Source organism: Amorphoplanes digitatis, assembly GCF_014205335.1.
Classification (GTDB): domain Bacteria; phylum Actinomycetota; class Actinomycetes; order Mycobacteriales; family Micromonosporaceae; genus Actinoplanes; species Actinoplanes digitatus.
Genome location: NZ_JACHNH010000001.1, coordinates 8,065,017 through 8,080,976 on the forward strand (window position 1 = coordinate 8,065,017; position 15,960 = coordinate 8,080,976).

Below are 15,960 nucleotides of genomic sequence, written 5' to 3' on the forward strand. Positions count from 1 at the left end.
AGCGGCTACCGGCGGCGCTGCTGCCGGCGGATCGACTGGACGCCGACCGTGGTGGCGGCGAGGGCGGCGCCGGGCACGAGCACCCAGATCGGCCACGGGTAGACGTGGCCGGTGATGGTCACCTCGACGACGAACCAGACCATCAGGTTGACGGCCGCGACCGACGCCCAGATGGTCCAGAGGACCTGCAACGCCAACGGCATCTTGCGGGCCAGGCGGCGGGCCTCCGCCATGCGGCGGGCGTGCACCTCGGCCGCGCTCAGGCCCGGCTTCGGCAGGTCCGCCACCAGGCCGAGCAGGTCGGCGTAGGTGCGGGCCGCGTATGCCTCGCGCACCCGGTCGTCGTATTCGCCGAGGGAGAGCCGGCCCTCGTCGAGCGCCGCCTTCAGCTCCTCGGCGATCTTGTGACGGTCGGCGTCCGCCGCACGCATCGTCTCGACACCGGGTCGCGGCACGACTTCCCTCGCCATGCCGTCAGGCTAACCGAGCGATCGGGACCTCTCCAGCCCCGAACGGCGCATACCGCCCGGACCGCCCCGCCAAATCGGCGATCAGAGCGACGTCGCCATCGCCGCGCGCATGCGGGCGGCGGCCAGCTCGTCGGCGCGGGCCATCGGACCCGCCGGAACGGCGGCGACAAGTGCGGCCATCCCGAGCACCGCGGCCGCGAAGACGAACGCCCACGGCAGGCCGCCGGGCCGGTCGACCATCACGCCGGCCACCGCGCCGCCGGCCGCGCTGCCCGCGACCGTCACGGTCACGGCCCACGTGTACGCCTCGTTCAGCATCCCCGCGGGCGCGATCCGGCCGATCAGGCTGTTCTCCACCGTCAGGGCCGGTGCGATCGTGGCGCCGCCGATGACCAGGGCCGCGCCGAGCGCCAGCGGGCTGGGCATGATCGCGAGCACCAGGAAGCTGAGCGCGACCGCGCCGAGCAGCCACGCGAACTGCCGGGGCAGCGCCATCGCGGGCCGCCGGGTGCCGAACCAGATGCCGCCGATCGCGCTGCCGATGCCCCAGACGCCGAGCAGGACGCCGCCGAGCCCGTCGCCGCCGCCGTGCTGCGCGGCGTAGGCGGGGACGATCACGCCCGCCGCGCCGAACGCCATGCCGAGCGCGGCGACGCAGGCGAGCAGCGCCGGGAAGCCGCCGACCCGCAGCGGGCCGAGGCCGCGGGTGGTGTCGGCGTCCTCGTGCCGCACCCAGTGCCGCATGACCGGCAGCCAGGCGATCGCGAGCGTGCCGCCGAAGGTGGCGACGGCCGCGAAGATCAGCGCGGACGCCGGGTCGTGTGTGATCACGACGAGGGCCGCGACGAGCATCGGGCCGAGCACGAAGACCAGTTCGAAGAGCGAGGTCTCGGCGGCCATCGCGGCCGAGCGCAGCCCGTGCCGGCCGGTGCCGACCTCGGTCGCGTCGGTCCAGGCCCGGCGGATCGCCGCGGTCAGCGGCGGGTAGGTCGCGCCGGCCAGCGCCGAGGCCACGATGATCGCGGGGAGGGCCGCGCCGCCGCTGCGGGCGACAAGCAGGAGGCCGATCAGCGCGAGCGGGTGCAGGATCGCGGTCGTCAGCAGTACGGGCGACGGGCCGATCCGGTCCGCGACGCGGCCGGCGATCGGGCTGATCGCGGCGCCGGAGAGGGCATAGACGCCGCCGGCCAGGCCCGCGACGGCGTAGCTGCCGGTGGCCCGCTGCACGAGCAGCAGCAGGGCGAGCGGGGTCATGCCGATGCCGAGGCGGGCGAGAATGCCGACGATCAGGAGGACCCGGCCGCCGGGCATCCGCCACACGCCAAGGTACTGACGCAGTGCGGCCATCCGGTCCTGCCTCCCGAGCTGGATATGTAACGAGCGAAAGCGCTCATCGAACCTAACGTTCGGTGAGCGCTCCGCACATCTGAAATAGACGCCCTGTCACGGACGTCACCAGGGGCGGCCGGCCCCGTTGCCGGTGACCGCGGCGAGCTGGTGCAGCCGCCGGATCCGCTCCTCCATCGGCGGGTGGGTCGAGAAGAGTGACGCGATGCCGCCGGCCCGCAACGGGTTGGCGATCATCAGGTGCGCCGAGCCGGCGAGCTGACCGTCGGCCGGCAGCGGCGCCCGCTGCGCGCCGTACTGGATCTTCTGAAGCGCGCTTGCCAGCGCGAGCGGGTCGCGGGTCAGGGTCGCGCCGGACGCGTCGGCCTGGTACTCCCGGTTGCGGCTGATCGAGAGCTGGATCACTCCCGCGGCGAGCGGGGCGAGGATCAGCATCAGGATCAGCGACGCGGGGTTCGGGCCGTCGTCGTCGTCCGAGCCGCCGAGCGGCAGGAAGATCGCCAGCTGGGCGGCCATCGTGATGATCCCGGCGAGCGCCGCGGCGACGCTGGAGATCAGGATGTCGCGGTTGTAGACGTGGGAGAGCTCGTGGCCGATGACGCCGCGGAGCTCGCGGGCGTCCAGCAGCCGCGTGATCCCCACGGTGACCGCGACGGCGGCGTTGCGCGGGTTGCGCCCGGTCGCGAACGCGTTGGGCTGCAGGGCCGGGCTGACGTACAGCCGCGGCATCGGCTGTCCCGCGGTCGTGGCGAGCTCGCGCACGATCTGGTACAGCTCCGGGAACTCCGCCTCGCTGACGGGCCGCGCCCGCATCGACCGCAGGGCGATCCGGTCGGAGAAGAAGTAGGTGCCGGCGTTGAGGGCCAGCGAGAGGAGGACGGCGAAGACCAGGCCGCCGCCGCCACCGAGCCAGTACCCGATGGTGAGGATCATGGCGGTCAGCAGACCCAGCAGAGCGGCCGTCTTGAGGCCGTTGTGGTGGCTGTGCACGATGTACTCCTTCAGAGAGCGGGCCGGTGGGCCCACGTCTCATGGAACATCGCGAGTATGTGAATCAATCCGGGATGTAGCTGTGAGTTCACTGTGTGTGACCTGGGCCACGGCTCCGAATCAGCTGAGGGCGTCGAAGACCCATTGGGGGGCGAAGCCCAGGATCACCGTCAGCAGCGTCGCCACCGCGACGGCCGCACCCACCGGGCGGGACACGTCGACCCGGGTGAGCGTCGCCACGGCACCTGGCTCGGCGGCGGGCACCGGCTCCGGCGGGAGGCCGACCGGGGCGTAGAGGCTCGCGGCGACCCGGACGTAGTAGGCCAGGGCGATCACCGCGTTCAGGGCGACCACGCCCGCCAGCCAGCCCCAGCCGTCGTCGATCAGGGACGCCACGATCGTCACCTTGGCGAACAGCCCGGCCAGGCCCGGCGGCAGGCCCGCCAGGCCGGCGAAGGACAGCACCAGCGCGGCGCCCAGCCACGGATGGTGGCGGCCGGCGGAGCGGTACTCCGCCAGGTCGCCGCCGTCGCCGCCGGGTCCGCGCAGCGCGACGACCACGCCGAACGCCACGAACTCCAGCAGGACGAAGAACACCGCGTACGCCAGCGCCGCCGGCACGCCCGACGCGCCGGCGGCCAGCGGCGCCAGGATGTAGCCCGCCTGTGCCACCGACGACCAGGCCAGCAGGCGGATCATCCGGGTCTGCCGCAGCGCCACCAGGTTGCCGACCGTCATGGTCAGCACCGCGAGCACCGCCACCAGCGGGCCGGTGTCCAGCCGCTGCGCCACCGCCGCGAGCGCGATCACGCCGCCCAGCTTCGAGGCCGTCGAGAGGTACGCCGCCACCGGGATCGGTGCGCCGTCGTAGGTGGCCGGCGCCCAGGCGTGCAGGGGCACGGCCGCGACCTTGAAGGCGAAGCCGATCACCAGCAGCGCGGCGCCGACCGACGCGAGCGGGGCGAATTGGCCCGCGCCGCCGGTCAGCTCCGCCAGGTGCAGGGCGCCGGTCGAGGCGTACAGCAGGGCGGCGCCGAGCAGGGCCAGGGCCGTGGACACCACGCTGACCAGGAAGAACGTCACCGCCGCCGAGGCGCCCGCGGTGGTGCCCCGCTCGCGCGGCGCGAACCGGCGCAGGCCGACAAGCACGTACAGGGGCAGGGTCAGGGTCTCCAGGCCGACGATCAGCGTGATCAGGTCGCCCGCGTACGCGACGACCACTCCCCCGGCCATCGAGGAGGTCAGCAGGAAGCAGAACTCGCCGGCCGGCGCGATGCCGAGGCGCAGCGCGGGCGCGGAGAGCGCCAGCACGCCGATGGTCAGCGCGGCGAAGAGCACCGCCATGACCGCCGCCGGCGGGGTGGCCACCCAGGAGCACCGCGCCGGGCCGCAGAACGTGTCCGCCGGGTCCAGCGCCAGCGTCACCGCCGCGCCGATCGTGGCGAGGCCACCGGCGATGCCGGCCGGCGCCACCCAGCGGCCGACGGCCAGCTCCAGCACGAGCACGAGCAGCGCCGTGCCGGCGGCGGCGTAGAGCGGCAGCAGCGCGAAGTGGTTCACCGACTGGATCATGGGAGGACTCCGGTCAGCGCGGCACCCGGGCCGGCGGTCGCGGCGAGCACCAGGGCCGGCACCAGGCCGACCACCAGCGCCAGCAGGATCAGCGGCGACCAGGCCAGCCACTCCGGCCGGGAGATCTCCGCGAAGCCGGTAACCGCCGGAGTCGCGGGGCCGTGTGTCACCCGGCGCAGCAGGCGCAGGAAGTACGCGGCGGTGAGCGCGCCGCCGACCGCCGCAACCGCCGCCAGCGTCATCCACAGCGGACCGCCGCGCTGCGCCGCCGCCACCACCGCGAACGCCTCGCCCCAGAAGCCGGCCAGGCCGGGCAGGCCCAGCGAGGCGATCGCGGCGAAGCCCAGCACGCCCGCCAGCCGGGGCGCGGTCTCGCGCAGCCCGCCCAGCTCGGACAGCTCACCGCTGTGCGCCCGGTCCTTGATCGCGCCGGCCAGGAAGAACAGCAGGCCGGTGATGATGCCGTGCGCCACGTTGCCGATCAGCGCCGCCTGTATGCCGGTGACCGTCAGCGTCGCGATGCCGAGCATGACGAAGCCCATGTGCCCGACGCTGGAGTAGGCGATCAGCCGCTTCAGCTCGGTCTGGCGCAGGCACACCAGGGAGCCGACGATGATCGCGACGACCGCGAGGACGCCGAGCACCGGCGCCGCCCAGGCCGCGCCCTCCGGCACCACTCCGACGCCGACCCGGATCAGGCCGTAGGTGCCCATCTTCAGCAGCACGCCGGCCAGGATCACGCTGCCGACCGTCGGCGCCTCGGTGTGCGCGTCCGGCAGCCAGGTGTGCAGCGGCCAGAGCGGCGCCTTCACCGCGAACGCGATCGCGAACAAGGCGAACGCCGAGCACTGGACCGTGCGGGACAGGTCGGAGGCGCCGGTAAGGGCCACCATGTCGCCGGTGCCCGCCGCGACGATCACGGTGAAGACGCCCAGCAGGAGCAGCACCGAGCCGAACAGTGTGTAGAGCACGAACTTGCGGGCCGCCCGCCGGCGGTCCGGGCCGCCCCAGCCCGCGATGACCGCGTACATGGGCAGGAGGACGACCTCGAAGAAGATGAAGAACAGGACCAGGTCCAGGGCGAGGAACGTGCCCAGGATGCCGACCTCGAGCACCAGCAGCAGCGCGGCGAGCGCCCGGCCGCGGCCGCCGCCGGGCACCTTCCACACCGTGTACGCGCAGCACAGCGCCGTCAGCAGCCCGGTGAGCACGACCAGCGGGTACGAGATCGCGTCGACGCCGAGGTGGAAGCCGACGTCCAGCGCGGGCACCCAGGGCACGTTGACGTCGGCCCACGGCACCAGCGCCAGCGGGCCGGTGCCGTAGTCGAAGTAGCCGAAGTCCGGCTGGCGCAGCGCCGCGAGCAGCACGGTCAGCACGAAGGTGACGGCCGCGAACGCCGTCGCGAGCAGCCGGGCGCCGCGATCCATCCGGGCCGGCAGCAGGGCGACGGCGAGCGCGCCGAGCGCGGGCACCGCCAGCACGGCGATGAGCAGCACCGGCGTCGCCCAGCCGCCGGTGTAGGAGTACTCCACGTAGTTCATGCGGCGGCTCCGTAGATCGCCGCGGCGACGCCGAGCACCAGCGCGCCGGCGAGGACCGCGACGGCGGCCCGGGGCAGGGCCGCCCGGTGCGCGTTGGACAGGATCGCGCCGAGGCGGGTGACCGAGGTGCCGGAGCCCTCGACGGCACCGTCGACAACGCGCTCGTCGAAGCGGCGCACGGCGGTGGCCAGCGCGCGCACCGGGCGTACGACGAGGCGGTCCTGGAGGTCGTCGATCCGGAAGCCGGCGGCGAACAACGGCCCCAGCCGGCCGAGGGCCTGTGCCGGGTCGACGCCCGGCGCGGTGTGCCACAGCCACCAGGCGCCGCCCGCGCCGAGCGCGAGCAGCAGCAACGGGAGCACGACGCCGGCCGCCAGGTGCGGCGCCGGCAGCCCGATCGCGGAGCGGAAGCCGGGCAGGAAGACGGCGAGGCCGAGCAGCGCCGATGGGACGGTGAGCACCAGCACCGGCCAGCGGATCAGCCGCGGCGGGTCGTGCGGCGCGTCGGGACCGCGCTCGTAGCGGGCGTCGTCGAAGCCGACCTCCCACTGCTCGGTGCGCGGGCGGCCGAAGAACGTGCGCAGCAGCAGGCGGGTCGCGTACCAGGCGGTGATCGCGACGCCGAGCAGCCCGGCGACCCAGACCACCCAGCCCACCCAGGCCGGCGCCGGGCCGTGGCCCGCGGTCGCGGCGTGCTCGGCCGCGACCAGCACGCTCTCCTTGGACCAGAAACCGGCCAGGGGCGGCAGCCCGGCCAGGGCGCCCAGGCCGATCACGAAGGACCAGAACGTCACCGGCAGGTGCGCGCGCAGGCCGCCCATCCGGGACATCAGGTTGGTGCCGACGGCGTGGATGACGCCGCCGGCGGCGAGGAAGAGCAGCGCCTTGAAGGCGGCGTGGGTCAGCAGGTGGAACAGGGCCGCGCCGGGCACGCCGATCGCCAGGGCACCGGTCATGTAGCCGATCTGGGAGACCGTCGACCAGGCCAGGACCCGCTTGAGGTCGTCCTGCGCGGTGGCGCTGAGCGCGCCGAGCAGCAGGGTGATCGCCGCCATGACGCCGAGCACGGCGAGCGTGGCGGGCGAGCGCGCGAAGAGCGGGAACAGCCGGAAGACCACGTACACGCCCGCGGCGACCATTGTCGCCGCGTGGATCAGCGCGGAGATCGGCGTCGGGCCGGCCATCGCGTCGGGCAGCCAGGTGTGCAGCGGGAACTGTGCGCTCTTGCCGGCCACCCCGGCCAGGATCAGCAGCAGCGCGACGGTCAGGTGCGCGGGCTCGGCGGCGAACACGTCGGTGAGCCGGAAGCTGCCGGCCGAGATGCCGAGCAGGGCGATGCCCAGCAGGAAGCCGACGTCGCCGACGCGGGTCACCAGGAAGGCCTTGACGGCCGCCCGGGGCGCCTCGGGCAGGCGCCGGTCGTGGCCGATGAGCAGGTACGAGCAGACGCCCATCACCTCCCAGCCGACCAGCAGCATGATCAGGTCGTTGGCGGCGACGACCGTCAGCATCGCCCCGGTGAAGAGGCTGACCTGGGCCGCGTAGTGCGCGTAGCGCGGGTCGTCGTGCAGGTAGCCGACCGAGTAGATCTGCACGAGGAGCGCGACGACGGTGACCGCCAGCGCGACGTAGAGCGCGGCCGGGTCCAGCGAGACGCCGACGGTGACCGGCAGGTCGCCGAAGCGGACCACTTCCACGCCGAAGTCGACGGTGTCGCCGGCGATGAGCAGGACGACCGTGGCGAGCAGGGCGACGGCGGCGCCGGCTATGCCCAGCGTCGCGGCAGGCCGCCGCGCCCGGCCGCCGTCGCCGGCGGGCAGCAGGAGGCCGAACAGGCCGAACAGCAAAGGCACGCCGAACAGCGCCGTACCGAGGACCTCAGCGATCACCGGGCGGCCTGCCCCTCGGTCTCCGCGTCCAACTGAATCTCGTCGAGCTGCACGGCGTGGCGCATCCGGTAGTACTGCAACACGATGGCCAGCCCGACGCCCACCTCGGCGGCGGCCAGCACGATCACGAAGAGGGCGAACACGGCGCCGGAGTAGCCAGGGGCGCCCTTGGCAAGCGAGGCGTCGGCGGTGATGAAGATCAGGCTGACCGCGTTGAGCATCAGCTCGACCGCCATCAGCACCAGGATCGCGTTGCGCCGGCGCAGCACGCCGTAGACGCCGAGCCCGAAGAGCAGGGCGGCCGTCACGTACGGGATGACCGCGTGCATCAGTGCTCGTCTCCGTTCCGCGCGCCGATGTCGGGGCGCGACAGCACGATCGCGCCGACCAGGGCGGCCAGCAACAGGATCGAGAGCACCTCGAACGGCAGCACCCACCGCCCGAAGATCTCGGCGCCCATCCGCTCGGCCGTGCCCGGCGCGGGCAGTGCGAAGCGCATCCAGCGGAACGCGTCGGCCAGCAGCACCGCGAGGCCGAGACCGACCCCGCCGCCGACGATCCGGGCCGGCCAGGCCGGCCGGTCGAGGTCCTTCGACGCGCCGATAGGTGCGCGGGTCAGCATGACGGCGAAGAGCAGCAGCACCACGACCGCGCCGACGTAGACGAGCACCTGCACCCAGGCCACCAGCTCGGCACCGAGGACCAGGTAGATGCCGGCCATCGCGCCCAGGCTGACGACCAGGTAGAGGCCGGCCCGGACCAGGTGGCTGGTGGTGACAACGGCCGCGCCGGAGCCGACCGCGACGGCTCCGAGCGCCAGCAGCAGCACGTCGGCGACGGTCACGGTGCCTGCTCCGGGCGTACCGGTGGCCGGGCGGTCTGTGCGGCGGTGGCCGCGCCCGGTCCGGCGGCCTTGCGCGCGGCGGCGGACTCCTCCTTCGAGGGCTCGCCGAGCACGTCATGCGCGGGCGGCGGCGGGACGGTACGCATCCAGTCGCCGAGGCGGCTCTTGTCGTGCAGCAGGTCGAGGACGTCGGTCTCCGCGTATTCGAACTCGGGCGTCCAGTGCAGCGCGTCGAACGGGCAGACCTCGATGCAGATGCCGCAGTACATGCAGAGGGAGAAGTCGATGTCGAACTTGTCGAGCACGTTGCGCTGGCGGGCCCGGGCCGCGCCGGGCACGACGACCTCTTCCTTGTGCGAATCGATGTAGATGCACCAGTCGGGGCACTCGCGGGCGCAGAGCATGCAGACCGTGCAGTTCTCCTCGAGCAGGGCGATCACGCCCCGCGAGCGCGGCGGCAGGTCCGGCTCGACGTCGGGGTACTGCTGGGTGATGGTGGGCTTGACCAGCATCTTGAGCGTCACGGCGAGGCCGTTGATCAGCCCCTTGCCCGGCGTACGCCGCTCACCGCTCTCGCTCATAAGGGCCTATCCTGCCCGGTCGCCCTGGCGGAGGCGAGCACACCCTCGTTCTTACCCCTCACGTCGCCACCTTCACCACGGCGGTCAGCACGAGCTGGCCCAGCGCCACCGGCACCAGGACCAGCCAGCACAGCCGCTGGAGCTGGTCCTCGCGCAGCCGCGGATAGGTGACCCGCAGCCAGATGATCACAAAGGACACGGCGAAGACCTTGACCAGCGTCCAGAGCCAGCCGAGGTGCGCCGGGTCCGGCCCGTGCCAGCCGCCGAGGAACAGAACCGTGGTCAGCGCCGCGATCACCACGATGCCGACGTACTCGGCGAGCAGGAAGAACGCGAAGCGCAGGCCCGTGTACTCGGTCAGGTAGCCGAAGACGAGCTCGGAGTCGGCGATCGGCATGTCGAACGGCGGCCGGCGGATCTCCGCCAGGCCGGAGACGAAGAACACCAGCGCCGCCGGCGCCTGCCAGAGCAGCCACCACGGCGACCAGGCCTCGACGATGCCGGGCAGGCTCAGCGTGCCCGCCGCCATCGCGACGCTGGCCGCCGAGAGCACCAGCGGCAACTCGTAGCCGAGCAGCTGTGCCGCGCCGCGCAGGCCGCCGAGCAGGCTGTACTTGTTCGCCGAGGCCCAGGCGGACATCAGCACCGCGACCACGCCGACGCCCAGCACGGCCAGGACGAAGAACAGGCCCATGTCCATGCGCTGGGCGACCAGGCCGCCGGGCCCGATCGGGATGGCCAGCAGCACGATCAGGTACGGGAAGAGCGCGACGATCGGGGCCAGCCGGAACACCGTGCGATCGGCGTCGCGCGGGGTGATGTCCTCCTTCTGCACGAACTTGACGCCGTCGGCGACCAGTTGCGCCCAGCCGTGGAAGGAGCCCGCGTACATCGGGCCGAGCCGGCCCTGCATGTGCGCCATCACCTTGTGCTCCATCTGGCCGACGACCAGCGGCAGCACCAGGAACGCGGCGACGACGGCGACCACCCGCACGAGCAGATCGAGCCAGAGCGGCATCAGGCGCCCTCTCCGTCCGTCTTCGGCGCGGGGGGCGCCGGGCGCTCGCGCGGTGCGCGGCGGGCCGGGGTCTCCGGCGGCGGGATCTTGCCCTTCATCGGGCCCCACTCGTTCGGGTCGGGTACGCCCGGCGGCCGCATCGGTGCCCGCTTGGCCGTGCCCGACTCGGACTCGCCCGGCTCCTTCGCGCCCGGCCACGCCTTGGCGACCCGCGACGCGAGCACGAACTCCTTGCGCAGCGGATTGCCCTCGAAGCCCGGCGGCAGCAGCAGCGGCCGCAGGCCGGGGTGGCGCTCGAAGTGGATGCCGAACATCTCGTGCGTCTCGCGCTCGTGCCAGGCGGCACCGGGGAACAGGTCGATCACCGACTCGACCACCGGGTTCTCCCGGTCCAGCCGGGCCCGCACGAGCACGCCGTGGCGGCGGCGGCTGGACCACAGGTGCGCGACGATCGAGAAGCCCTCGTCCAGCTCGTCGACCGCCGAGAGCCAGTCGAAGAAGTCGCAGCCGAGCGCGCCCGGATCGCGGGCCGCCTCCAGCGCGGCCCACCAGCGGGCGGCGGGAACGTCCACGACGGCCCGCTCGTGCCCCGGGCCGCCGCCGGAGACACCGGCGGTGATCTCACCCTCGTCGGGCGCGTCTGGCTCGGCGGCCGTCAGCAGCGCGACCATCCGCTCGCCGACCTCTTCGGGCGTCATGGGGCACATCCTATGGTCACCCGGAGAAGGACCCCGGCCGACCGCAACCCTTCGATGTTCAGGGGCGTGTTGTCGCTGTGACAATCCAGGCCACAGCCATCAGACCGGAGACGCTCATCGCCGTGCCAGACACCCCAGCGTCGTTCGACGAGCTGTACGCCGCGCACTACGCCGATCTGACCGTGCAGCTCTACGCGTACTTCGGCGACCGGCAGGAGGCGCAGGACATCGCGCAGGAGGCGTTCTGCCGCGCCCTGGCCCGGTGGCGGACCGTCTCCGGGTACGACGACCCGGTCGCGTGGATCCGCCGGGTCGCCTGGAACCTGGCCGTCAGCAGGTGGCGCCGCACCCGCACGGCCCTCGGCTTCCTGCGCAAGCAGCGGCTCGCCGAGGCGCAGGTCGCCGGGCCCGGCCCCGAGCGGGTGGCCCTGGTCGCCGCGCTCGGCACGCTGCCGCCGGCGCAGCGCCGCGCGATGGTGCTGCGCTACCTGGCCGACATGACCATCGCCGAGATCGCCGACCGCGAGGGTGTCGCCGAGGGCACCGTGAAGTCCTGGCTGCACCGGGCCCGGGCGGCACTCGCCGCCCAGCTTGACCCGACCGACACGACCGCCCAGGAGGCCCGCCGTGCCTGACCAGCTCGAGGCGCTCTTCGCCGACCTGCGCGCCGAGACCCTGCCCCACGTGCGCCCGCCCGGCACGGAGGCCGCCCGGCACACGGTGCGGCGGCGCCGCACCAGGCGGACGGTCGCCACCGCCGCGGTCGCGCTCACCGTCGCCGGCGGCCTGGCCGCGGCCAACCTGCCGACCGAACGCCAGCGGCCGGTGTCACCCGCCGAACGGATGAACGACCTGGTCGACGCCGCGAGGCTGGCGCTGGACGACCAACTGCCGAAGCTGACCGGCCGGCTGGAGACCGGGGCCGTCGAGGCCGGGGGAAGGCTGGCGTTCGCCGGTGTCACACCGGGCGGCTACACGATGGCGGTGACCTGCGCCGGGCCTGGACTGATCACCATCGACATCGAGCAGGCGCGCAACGCCGACGAGTCCGCGGTGCTCGGCCGCCGGATCGTCCCCTGCGCCGAGAGTCCGGTCGTCGCGGTCACACCCATCCTGATCACGTTCAAGGGCCCGGTGCTCGTCTCGGTCGCCGGCAACTGGCAGGCGGCGGGCAACGCCGTATACGCGGTGAAGCTCGGCGACGACGGCCCGTCGGGCGACGACGCCCTCCACGACGACGACGCCGCGGCGGCCGACGAGTCGATCCGGAACGCGGACCGGGCGGCGGAGGTGCTCACGTCGGCCGGCGCGACGTCACCGCTGCGGGTGACGACCGAGCAGATGCGGACCCGACAGGCCACCGGCTACGCCAGGCCCGGCAATCTCGAGCTCCGGTTCGCCTGCGCCGGGCCGGGCTCGCTGAACCTGACCGTGGCGGCGGTGCCACCCGGCGGCGTGCCGACCAGCGACCACCAGGCGCTGCTGTCGCTCGATGTCCTGTGCGACCGGAGTCCCTGGCTCACCAAGGAGGACGTCCTCTCGCTGCCGGCGGACACCACGCTGATGATCATCGTGGTCCCGGACGGCCCGGCCCGGAACCACGCCGGCTGGGCCTACCAGGTCAGCCCCGCCTGAGCCGCCGCTACAGGCCCGGGAGCCGACCGTTGCGGAACAGGTCGACGAAGTCCTGGTGGTCCTCCCGGGCCTGGTCGCCGTACCGGTGGGCGAAGTCGACGAGCAGCGCGACGAAGCCCTTCTCGTCCCGGTCGACCTCGGCGACGATGGCCTCCTCGGTGGAGAAGTCGACAAGGTCGTGGCTGGACTCGTCGTCGGCGACCGAGTGCATCCGGGCCACCGCGCGGCCCAGGTCGGTGACGACGCCGGCCAGCTCATCGGGCTCGTTGACGTCGGCCCAGTCCAGGTCGGCCGCGTACGGCGAGACCTCCGCGACGAGCTGGCCGACGCCGCCGAGCTCGGTGTAGCCGAGCCACGGGTCGGCGTGCGCCTGGAGGGCCCGCTGCGACTCGGCGGTGCGGTGCCCCTGGTGCTTGAAGTAGGAGCGGACCCGCTCGTCGTCGATCCAGCGGGCGACGGCGGGCACCTGCGCTTGCTTCATGTAGATGATCACGTCGTTCTCGAGCGCCTGGGTGTTGCCCTCGAGCAGCAGGTTGTACGACGGCAGCCCGGCCGAGCCGATGCCGACGCCCTTGCGCAGCTTGATGTCCTTGATGTTCGTCGACACCGGGGCGCCGTGCTCCGGCAGCGTCGGCAGGTACCGCTGGAAGGCGCCGACGACCGTCGCGGCGGTGGCCTCGTCGACCTCGTACACGCCGTCGCCGAGCGAGAAGCGCCGCTCGTAGTCGTCGATCGTGGTCTGCCCGGCGAGCAGGTCGACGCGGGTGTTGAGCCGTGCCTCCTGGAGCACCCGGCGCAGCACGCCGTCGGCGGTGTCCAGGGTGATGGAGCCGATCGCGTCGTCGCCGCCGGCCGCGATCGCCCGCAGCTCGGCCAGGTAACCGTTGGCGAACGCGGTGACCAGCCCGCTGATCACGTCGTCGGAGAGTGCCTTGCTGTAGCCGATCAGCGCGACGCTCGCGCTGAACCGCTTGAGGTCCCAGATGAACGGGCCGACGTAGGCCTCGTCGAAGTCGTTGACGTTGAAGACCAGGACGCCGGACGAGTTCATGTACGTGCCGAAGTTCTCCGCGTGCAGGTCGCCGTGAATCCAGACCCGGCTGGTGCGCTCGTCGAGGAAGCTGTCGTCGCGGTAGGCACCGGCCTGGTCGGCGTAGAAGAGCGAGGCGCTGCCCCGGTAGAACGCGAACGGCGAGGCCGCCATCTTGCGGAACTTGCGCCGGAAGGCCGCCGGGTCCAGCGCCATCAGCTCGCCGAATTCCCTGATCAGCACGTCGATGATGAAATCGGCGCGGTTCTGGTCGCTCATGGTTCGCAGACTAGTCCTCGCGGTCACGCCCTCAGACCGGCGGGCGCACCAGGGGCGCGGTCAGCGAGCCGGCGTCGCGGGGCTCGGCCGGCGGGCCGGGAATCAGCGGGTCGGGCCGGGACACCCCGCCCAGCCCGGACTGCTCGGCCGCGATCTTCTCCTGGAGGCGCAGGATGCCGTGCAGCAGCGCCTCGGGCCGCGGCGGGCAGCCGGGCACGTAGACGTCGACGGGTATGAGCTGGTCGACGCCCTTGGTCACCGAGTACGAGTCCCAGTACGGGCCGCCGCAGTTGGAGCACGAGCCGAACGAGATCACGTACTTGGGCTCGGGCATCTGGTCGTAGAGCCGCTTGATCGCCGGGGCCATCTTGTCGGTGACCGTGCCGGAGACCACCATCAGGTCGGCCTGGCGCGGGCCGTGCGCGAACGGGATCACCCCGAGCCGCATGAAGTCGTGCCGGCTCATGCTCGTCGCGATGAACTCGATCGCGCAGCAGGCCAGGCCGAAGTTGAAAACCCACATCGAGTAGCGGCGTCCCCAGTTCAGCACGAACTTGATGGGTTCCCCGAGCACTCCTGGCAGACCGGCCACGCCGTCAACCTACCCCCTACCAGGCCGGCCGCTGGAGCTGGCTCAGGAAGCCGGCCAGCAGCGCCTCCCGGAGCGCGGGCGGCGCGACGTCCAGCAGCGAGTTCACGGCGGCCATCGCGCCGCCGGCGCCGTCGCCGAGGCCGAGACCCGCGGCCAGGCCCTCGATCAGCTCGGGCGTGACCATCTCCGGGGTCAGCGCCCCGGCCGCCTCGAGCAACTCGGGCGGCAGCGCGACCGGGCCGCGGGCCCGCGTCGCGGCCACCGCGGCGGCAAGGTCGGGCGCGAACCCGTCGACGGTCTCCCCTACTGCGGCGGTCACGGTCAGGTGGATGGTCGCCGGAAGATTCCCGTACGCGAGCTGGGGCTGGGTGTGCCACCCCCGCGCCGCCAGCTCGTCGGCGAGCACGAACAGGTCCACGCCCGGCTCGGCCGCCAGGCAGACGACGGTGGTCTCGGCCGGCGCGTAGAGCCGGACGCCGTCGGTGGCCTCGACCGCGGCAGCCAGCACGCCGACCGCGTCGCGGGTCTTGCCGGCCAGCCGCAGGTAGCCGTCGTCGCCGAGGTGCCGCAGCGTGGCAACGGCCGCGGCGATCGGGCCGCCGGACCGGGTGGACGAGATGACCGGGTTGACCATCGTGTACCCGGGCCAGTCCGCGTACGCGAAGTACTGCGGCATCCGCAGCGCGGCGTCGCGGTGCAGCAGCACGGAGACGCCCTTCGGGGCGTACGCGTACTTGTGCAGGTCGACGGAGATGCTGGTGACGCCGGGCACGGAGAAGTCGAAGTCCGGCAGGTCGGCGCCGAGCCGCTTGAGGTACGGCAGCACCCAGCCGCCGAAGCAGGCGTCGACGTGGAACCGGACGCCGCGCTCGGCGGCGGCCGCGGCGATCTCCGCGATCGGGTCGACCACGCCGTGCGCGTACGACGGCGCCGAGGCCGCCACCAGGACCGTCTCGGCGCCGATCGCCGCGGCCATCGCCGCCGGGTCGGCGCGCAGGCCGGCGTCGACGGGCACGACGTCGAGGGCGACCCGCAGGTAGTGCGCGGCCTTCGCGAACGCGGCGTGCGCGCTCGACGGGATCACCAGCCGCGGCCGCTCGATCTCCGGGTGTGCGTCGCGGGCCGCCTTGACCGCCAGGATCAGCGACTCGGTGCCGCCGCCCGTCACGCTGCCGACGACGTCCGGCGCGGCCGTGCCCGGCCCGCCGCCGAGCAGCCGCGCGGCGGAGGTGACAAGCGCGTTCTCCATGACCAGCAGGGACGGGAAGGCGGTCGGGTCAAGGCCGTTGACGTGCGCCGAGATCGCGTACGCGGCCCGCGCCAGATCGTCCAGCCCGGCGACGGCCGGGTCGTAGACGTACGCGAAGAGCCGGCCGCCGTGCGTGGGCAGGTCGACGGTCCGCAACTCCCGCAATTCGGCGAGCACCTGGTCGGTCGGCACCCCGTTGCACGGCAAGGCTTCGATCATGGC

General features: G+C 73.2%; 16 protein-coding genes. 2 read left to right on the forward strand and 14 right to left on the reverse strand.

What is annotated here, in order from left to right; all coding sequences use genetic code 11:
* Nucleotides 1-5: 5 nt before the first annotated feature.
* From BJ971_RS35690 to BJ971_RS35740, 11 genes are all read right to left on the reverse strand, one after another.
* Nucleotides 6-470, reverse strand: a complete 465-nt coding sequence (locus BJ971_RS35690) for a DUF1707 SHOCT-like domain-containing protein (protein WP_184997708.1) — start codon at nt 468-470, stop codon at nt 6-8.
* An 81-nt stretch (nt 471-551) separates the two neighbouring features.
* Complete coding sequence (locus BJ971_RS35695) at nt 552-1,817, reverse strand: MFS transporter (RefSeq protein WP_184997709.1); 1,266 nt, start codon at nt 1,815-1,817, stop codon at nt 552-554.
* A 105-nt stretch (nt 1,818-1,922) separates the two neighbouring features.
* On the reverse strand, nt 1,923-2,807 hold the full coding sequence (gene htpX / locus BJ971_RS35700; RefSeq protein WP_184997710.1) for a zinc metalloprotease HtpX: 885 nt from the start codon (nt 2,805-2,807) through the stop codon (nt 1,923-1,925).
* A 120-nt stretch (nt 2,808-2,927) separates the two neighbouring features.
* Nucleotides 2,928-4,379: an NADH-quinone oxidoreductase subunit N gene (locus BJ971_RS35705; RefSeq protein ID WP_184997711.1), complete on the reverse strand. Its 1,452-nt coding sequence runs from the start codon at nt 4,377-4,379 to the stop codon at nt 2,928-2,930.
* Nucleotides 4,376-5,923 (reverse strand): complex I subunit 4 family protein, encoded by a 1,548-nt coding sequence (locus BJ971_RS35710; protein WP_184997712.1) that lies wholly within the window; start codon nt 5,921-5,923, stop codon nt 4,376-4,378. Before BJ971_RS35710 ends, BJ971_RS35705 begins: the two co-directional genes overlap by 4 nt.
* The gene (locus BJ971_RS35715) at nt 5,920-7,812 is read right to left on the reverse strand and encodes an NADH-quinone oxidoreductase subunit 5 family protein (protein ID WP_184997713.1); all 1,893 of its coding nucleotides are present in this window, start codon (nt 7,810-7,812) and stop codon (nt 5,920-5,922) included. Before BJ971_RS35715 ends, BJ971_RS35710 begins: the two co-directional genes overlap by 4 nt.
* Nucleotides 7,809-8,141, reverse strand: coding sequence for an NADH-quinone oxidoreductase subunit NuoK (gene nuoK, locus BJ971_RS35720; RefSeq protein ID WP_184997714.1), 333 nt, complete (start codon nt 8,139-8,141; stop codon nt 7,809-7,811). The genes BJ971_RS35715 and nuoK overlap by 4 nt, the downstream gene beginning before the upstream one ends.
* On the reverse strand, nt 8,141-8,656 hold the full coding sequence (locus BJ971_RS35725) for an NADH-quinone oxidoreductase subunit J family protein (protein ID WP_184997715.1): 516 nt from the start codon (nt 8,654-8,656) through the stop codon (nt 8,141-8,143). The genes nuoK and BJ971_RS35725 overlap by 1 nt, the downstream gene beginning before the upstream one ends.
* Complete coding sequence (locus tag BJ971_RS35730) at nt 8,653-9,237, reverse strand: NuoI/complex I 23 kDa subunit family protein (protein WP_184997716.1); 585 nt, start codon at nt 9,235-9,237, stop codon at nt 8,653-8,655. Before BJ971_RS35730 ends, BJ971_RS35725 begins: the two co-directional genes overlap by 4 nt.
* A 58-nt stretch (nt 9,238-9,295) precedes the next feature.
* Nucleotides 9,296-10,255, reverse strand: a complete 960-nt coding sequence (locus BJ971_RS35735) for a complex I subunit 1/NuoH family protein (protein ID WP_184997717.1) — start codon at nt 10,253-10,255, stop codon at nt 9,296-9,298.
* The gene (locus BJ971_RS35740; RefSeq protein ID WP_184997718.1) at nt 10,255-10,953 is read right to left on the reverse strand and encodes an NADH-quinone oxidoreductase subunit C; all 699 of its coding nucleotides are present in this window, start codon (nt 10,951-10,953) and stop codon (nt 10,255-10,257) included. Before BJ971_RS35740 ends, BJ971_RS35735 begins: the two co-directional genes overlap by 1 nt.
* Nucleotides 10,954-11,075: 122 nt before the next feature.
* Here BJ971_RS35740 and BJ971_RS35745 point away from each other — a divergent pair, with 122 nt between their 5' ends.
* The gene (locus BJ971_RS35745) at nt 11,076-11,588 is read left to right on the forward strand and encodes an RNA polymerase sigma factor (protein ID WP_184997719.1); all 513 of its coding nucleotides are present in this window, start codon (nt 11,076-11,078) and stop codon (nt 11,586-11,588) included.
* Entirely contained in the window at nt 11,581-12,588 is a 1,008-nt protein-coding gene (locus BJ971_RS35750; protein ID WP_184997720.1) for a hypothetical protein, read from the forward strand. Before BJ971_RS35745 ends, BJ971_RS35750 begins: the two co-directional genes overlap by 8 nt.
* A 7-nt stretch (nt 12,589-12,595) precedes the next feature.
* Here BJ971_RS35750 and BJ971_RS35755 read toward each other — a convergent pair whose 3' ends face one another.
* From BJ971_RS35755 to BJ971_RS35765, 3 genes are read right to left on the reverse strand one after another with little or no spacing between them, the layout of a single operon-like run.
* The gene (locus BJ971_RS35755) at nt 12,596-13,897 is read right to left on the reverse strand and encodes a DUF2252 domain-containing protein (protein WP_184997721.1); all 1,302 of its coding nucleotides are present in this window, start codon (nt 13,895-13,897) and stop codon (nt 12,596-12,598) included.
* A gap of 31 nt (nt 13,898-13,928) precedes the next feature.
* The gene (locus BJ971_RS35760; RefSeq protein WP_184997722.1) at nt 13,929-14,489 is read right to left on the reverse strand and encodes an NADH-quinone oxidoreductase subunit B; all 561 of its coding nucleotides are present in this window, start codon (nt 14,487-14,489) and stop codon (nt 13,929-13,931) included.
* 16 nt (nt 14,490-14,505) lie between these two features.
* Complete coding sequence (locus BJ971_RS35765; RefSeq protein ID WP_184997723.1) at nt 14,506-15,957, reverse strand: pyridoxal phosphate-dependent decarboxylase family protein; 1,452 nt, start codon at nt 15,955-15,957, stop codon at nt 14,506-14,508.
* Nucleotides 15,958-15,960: the final 3 nt, after the last annotated feature.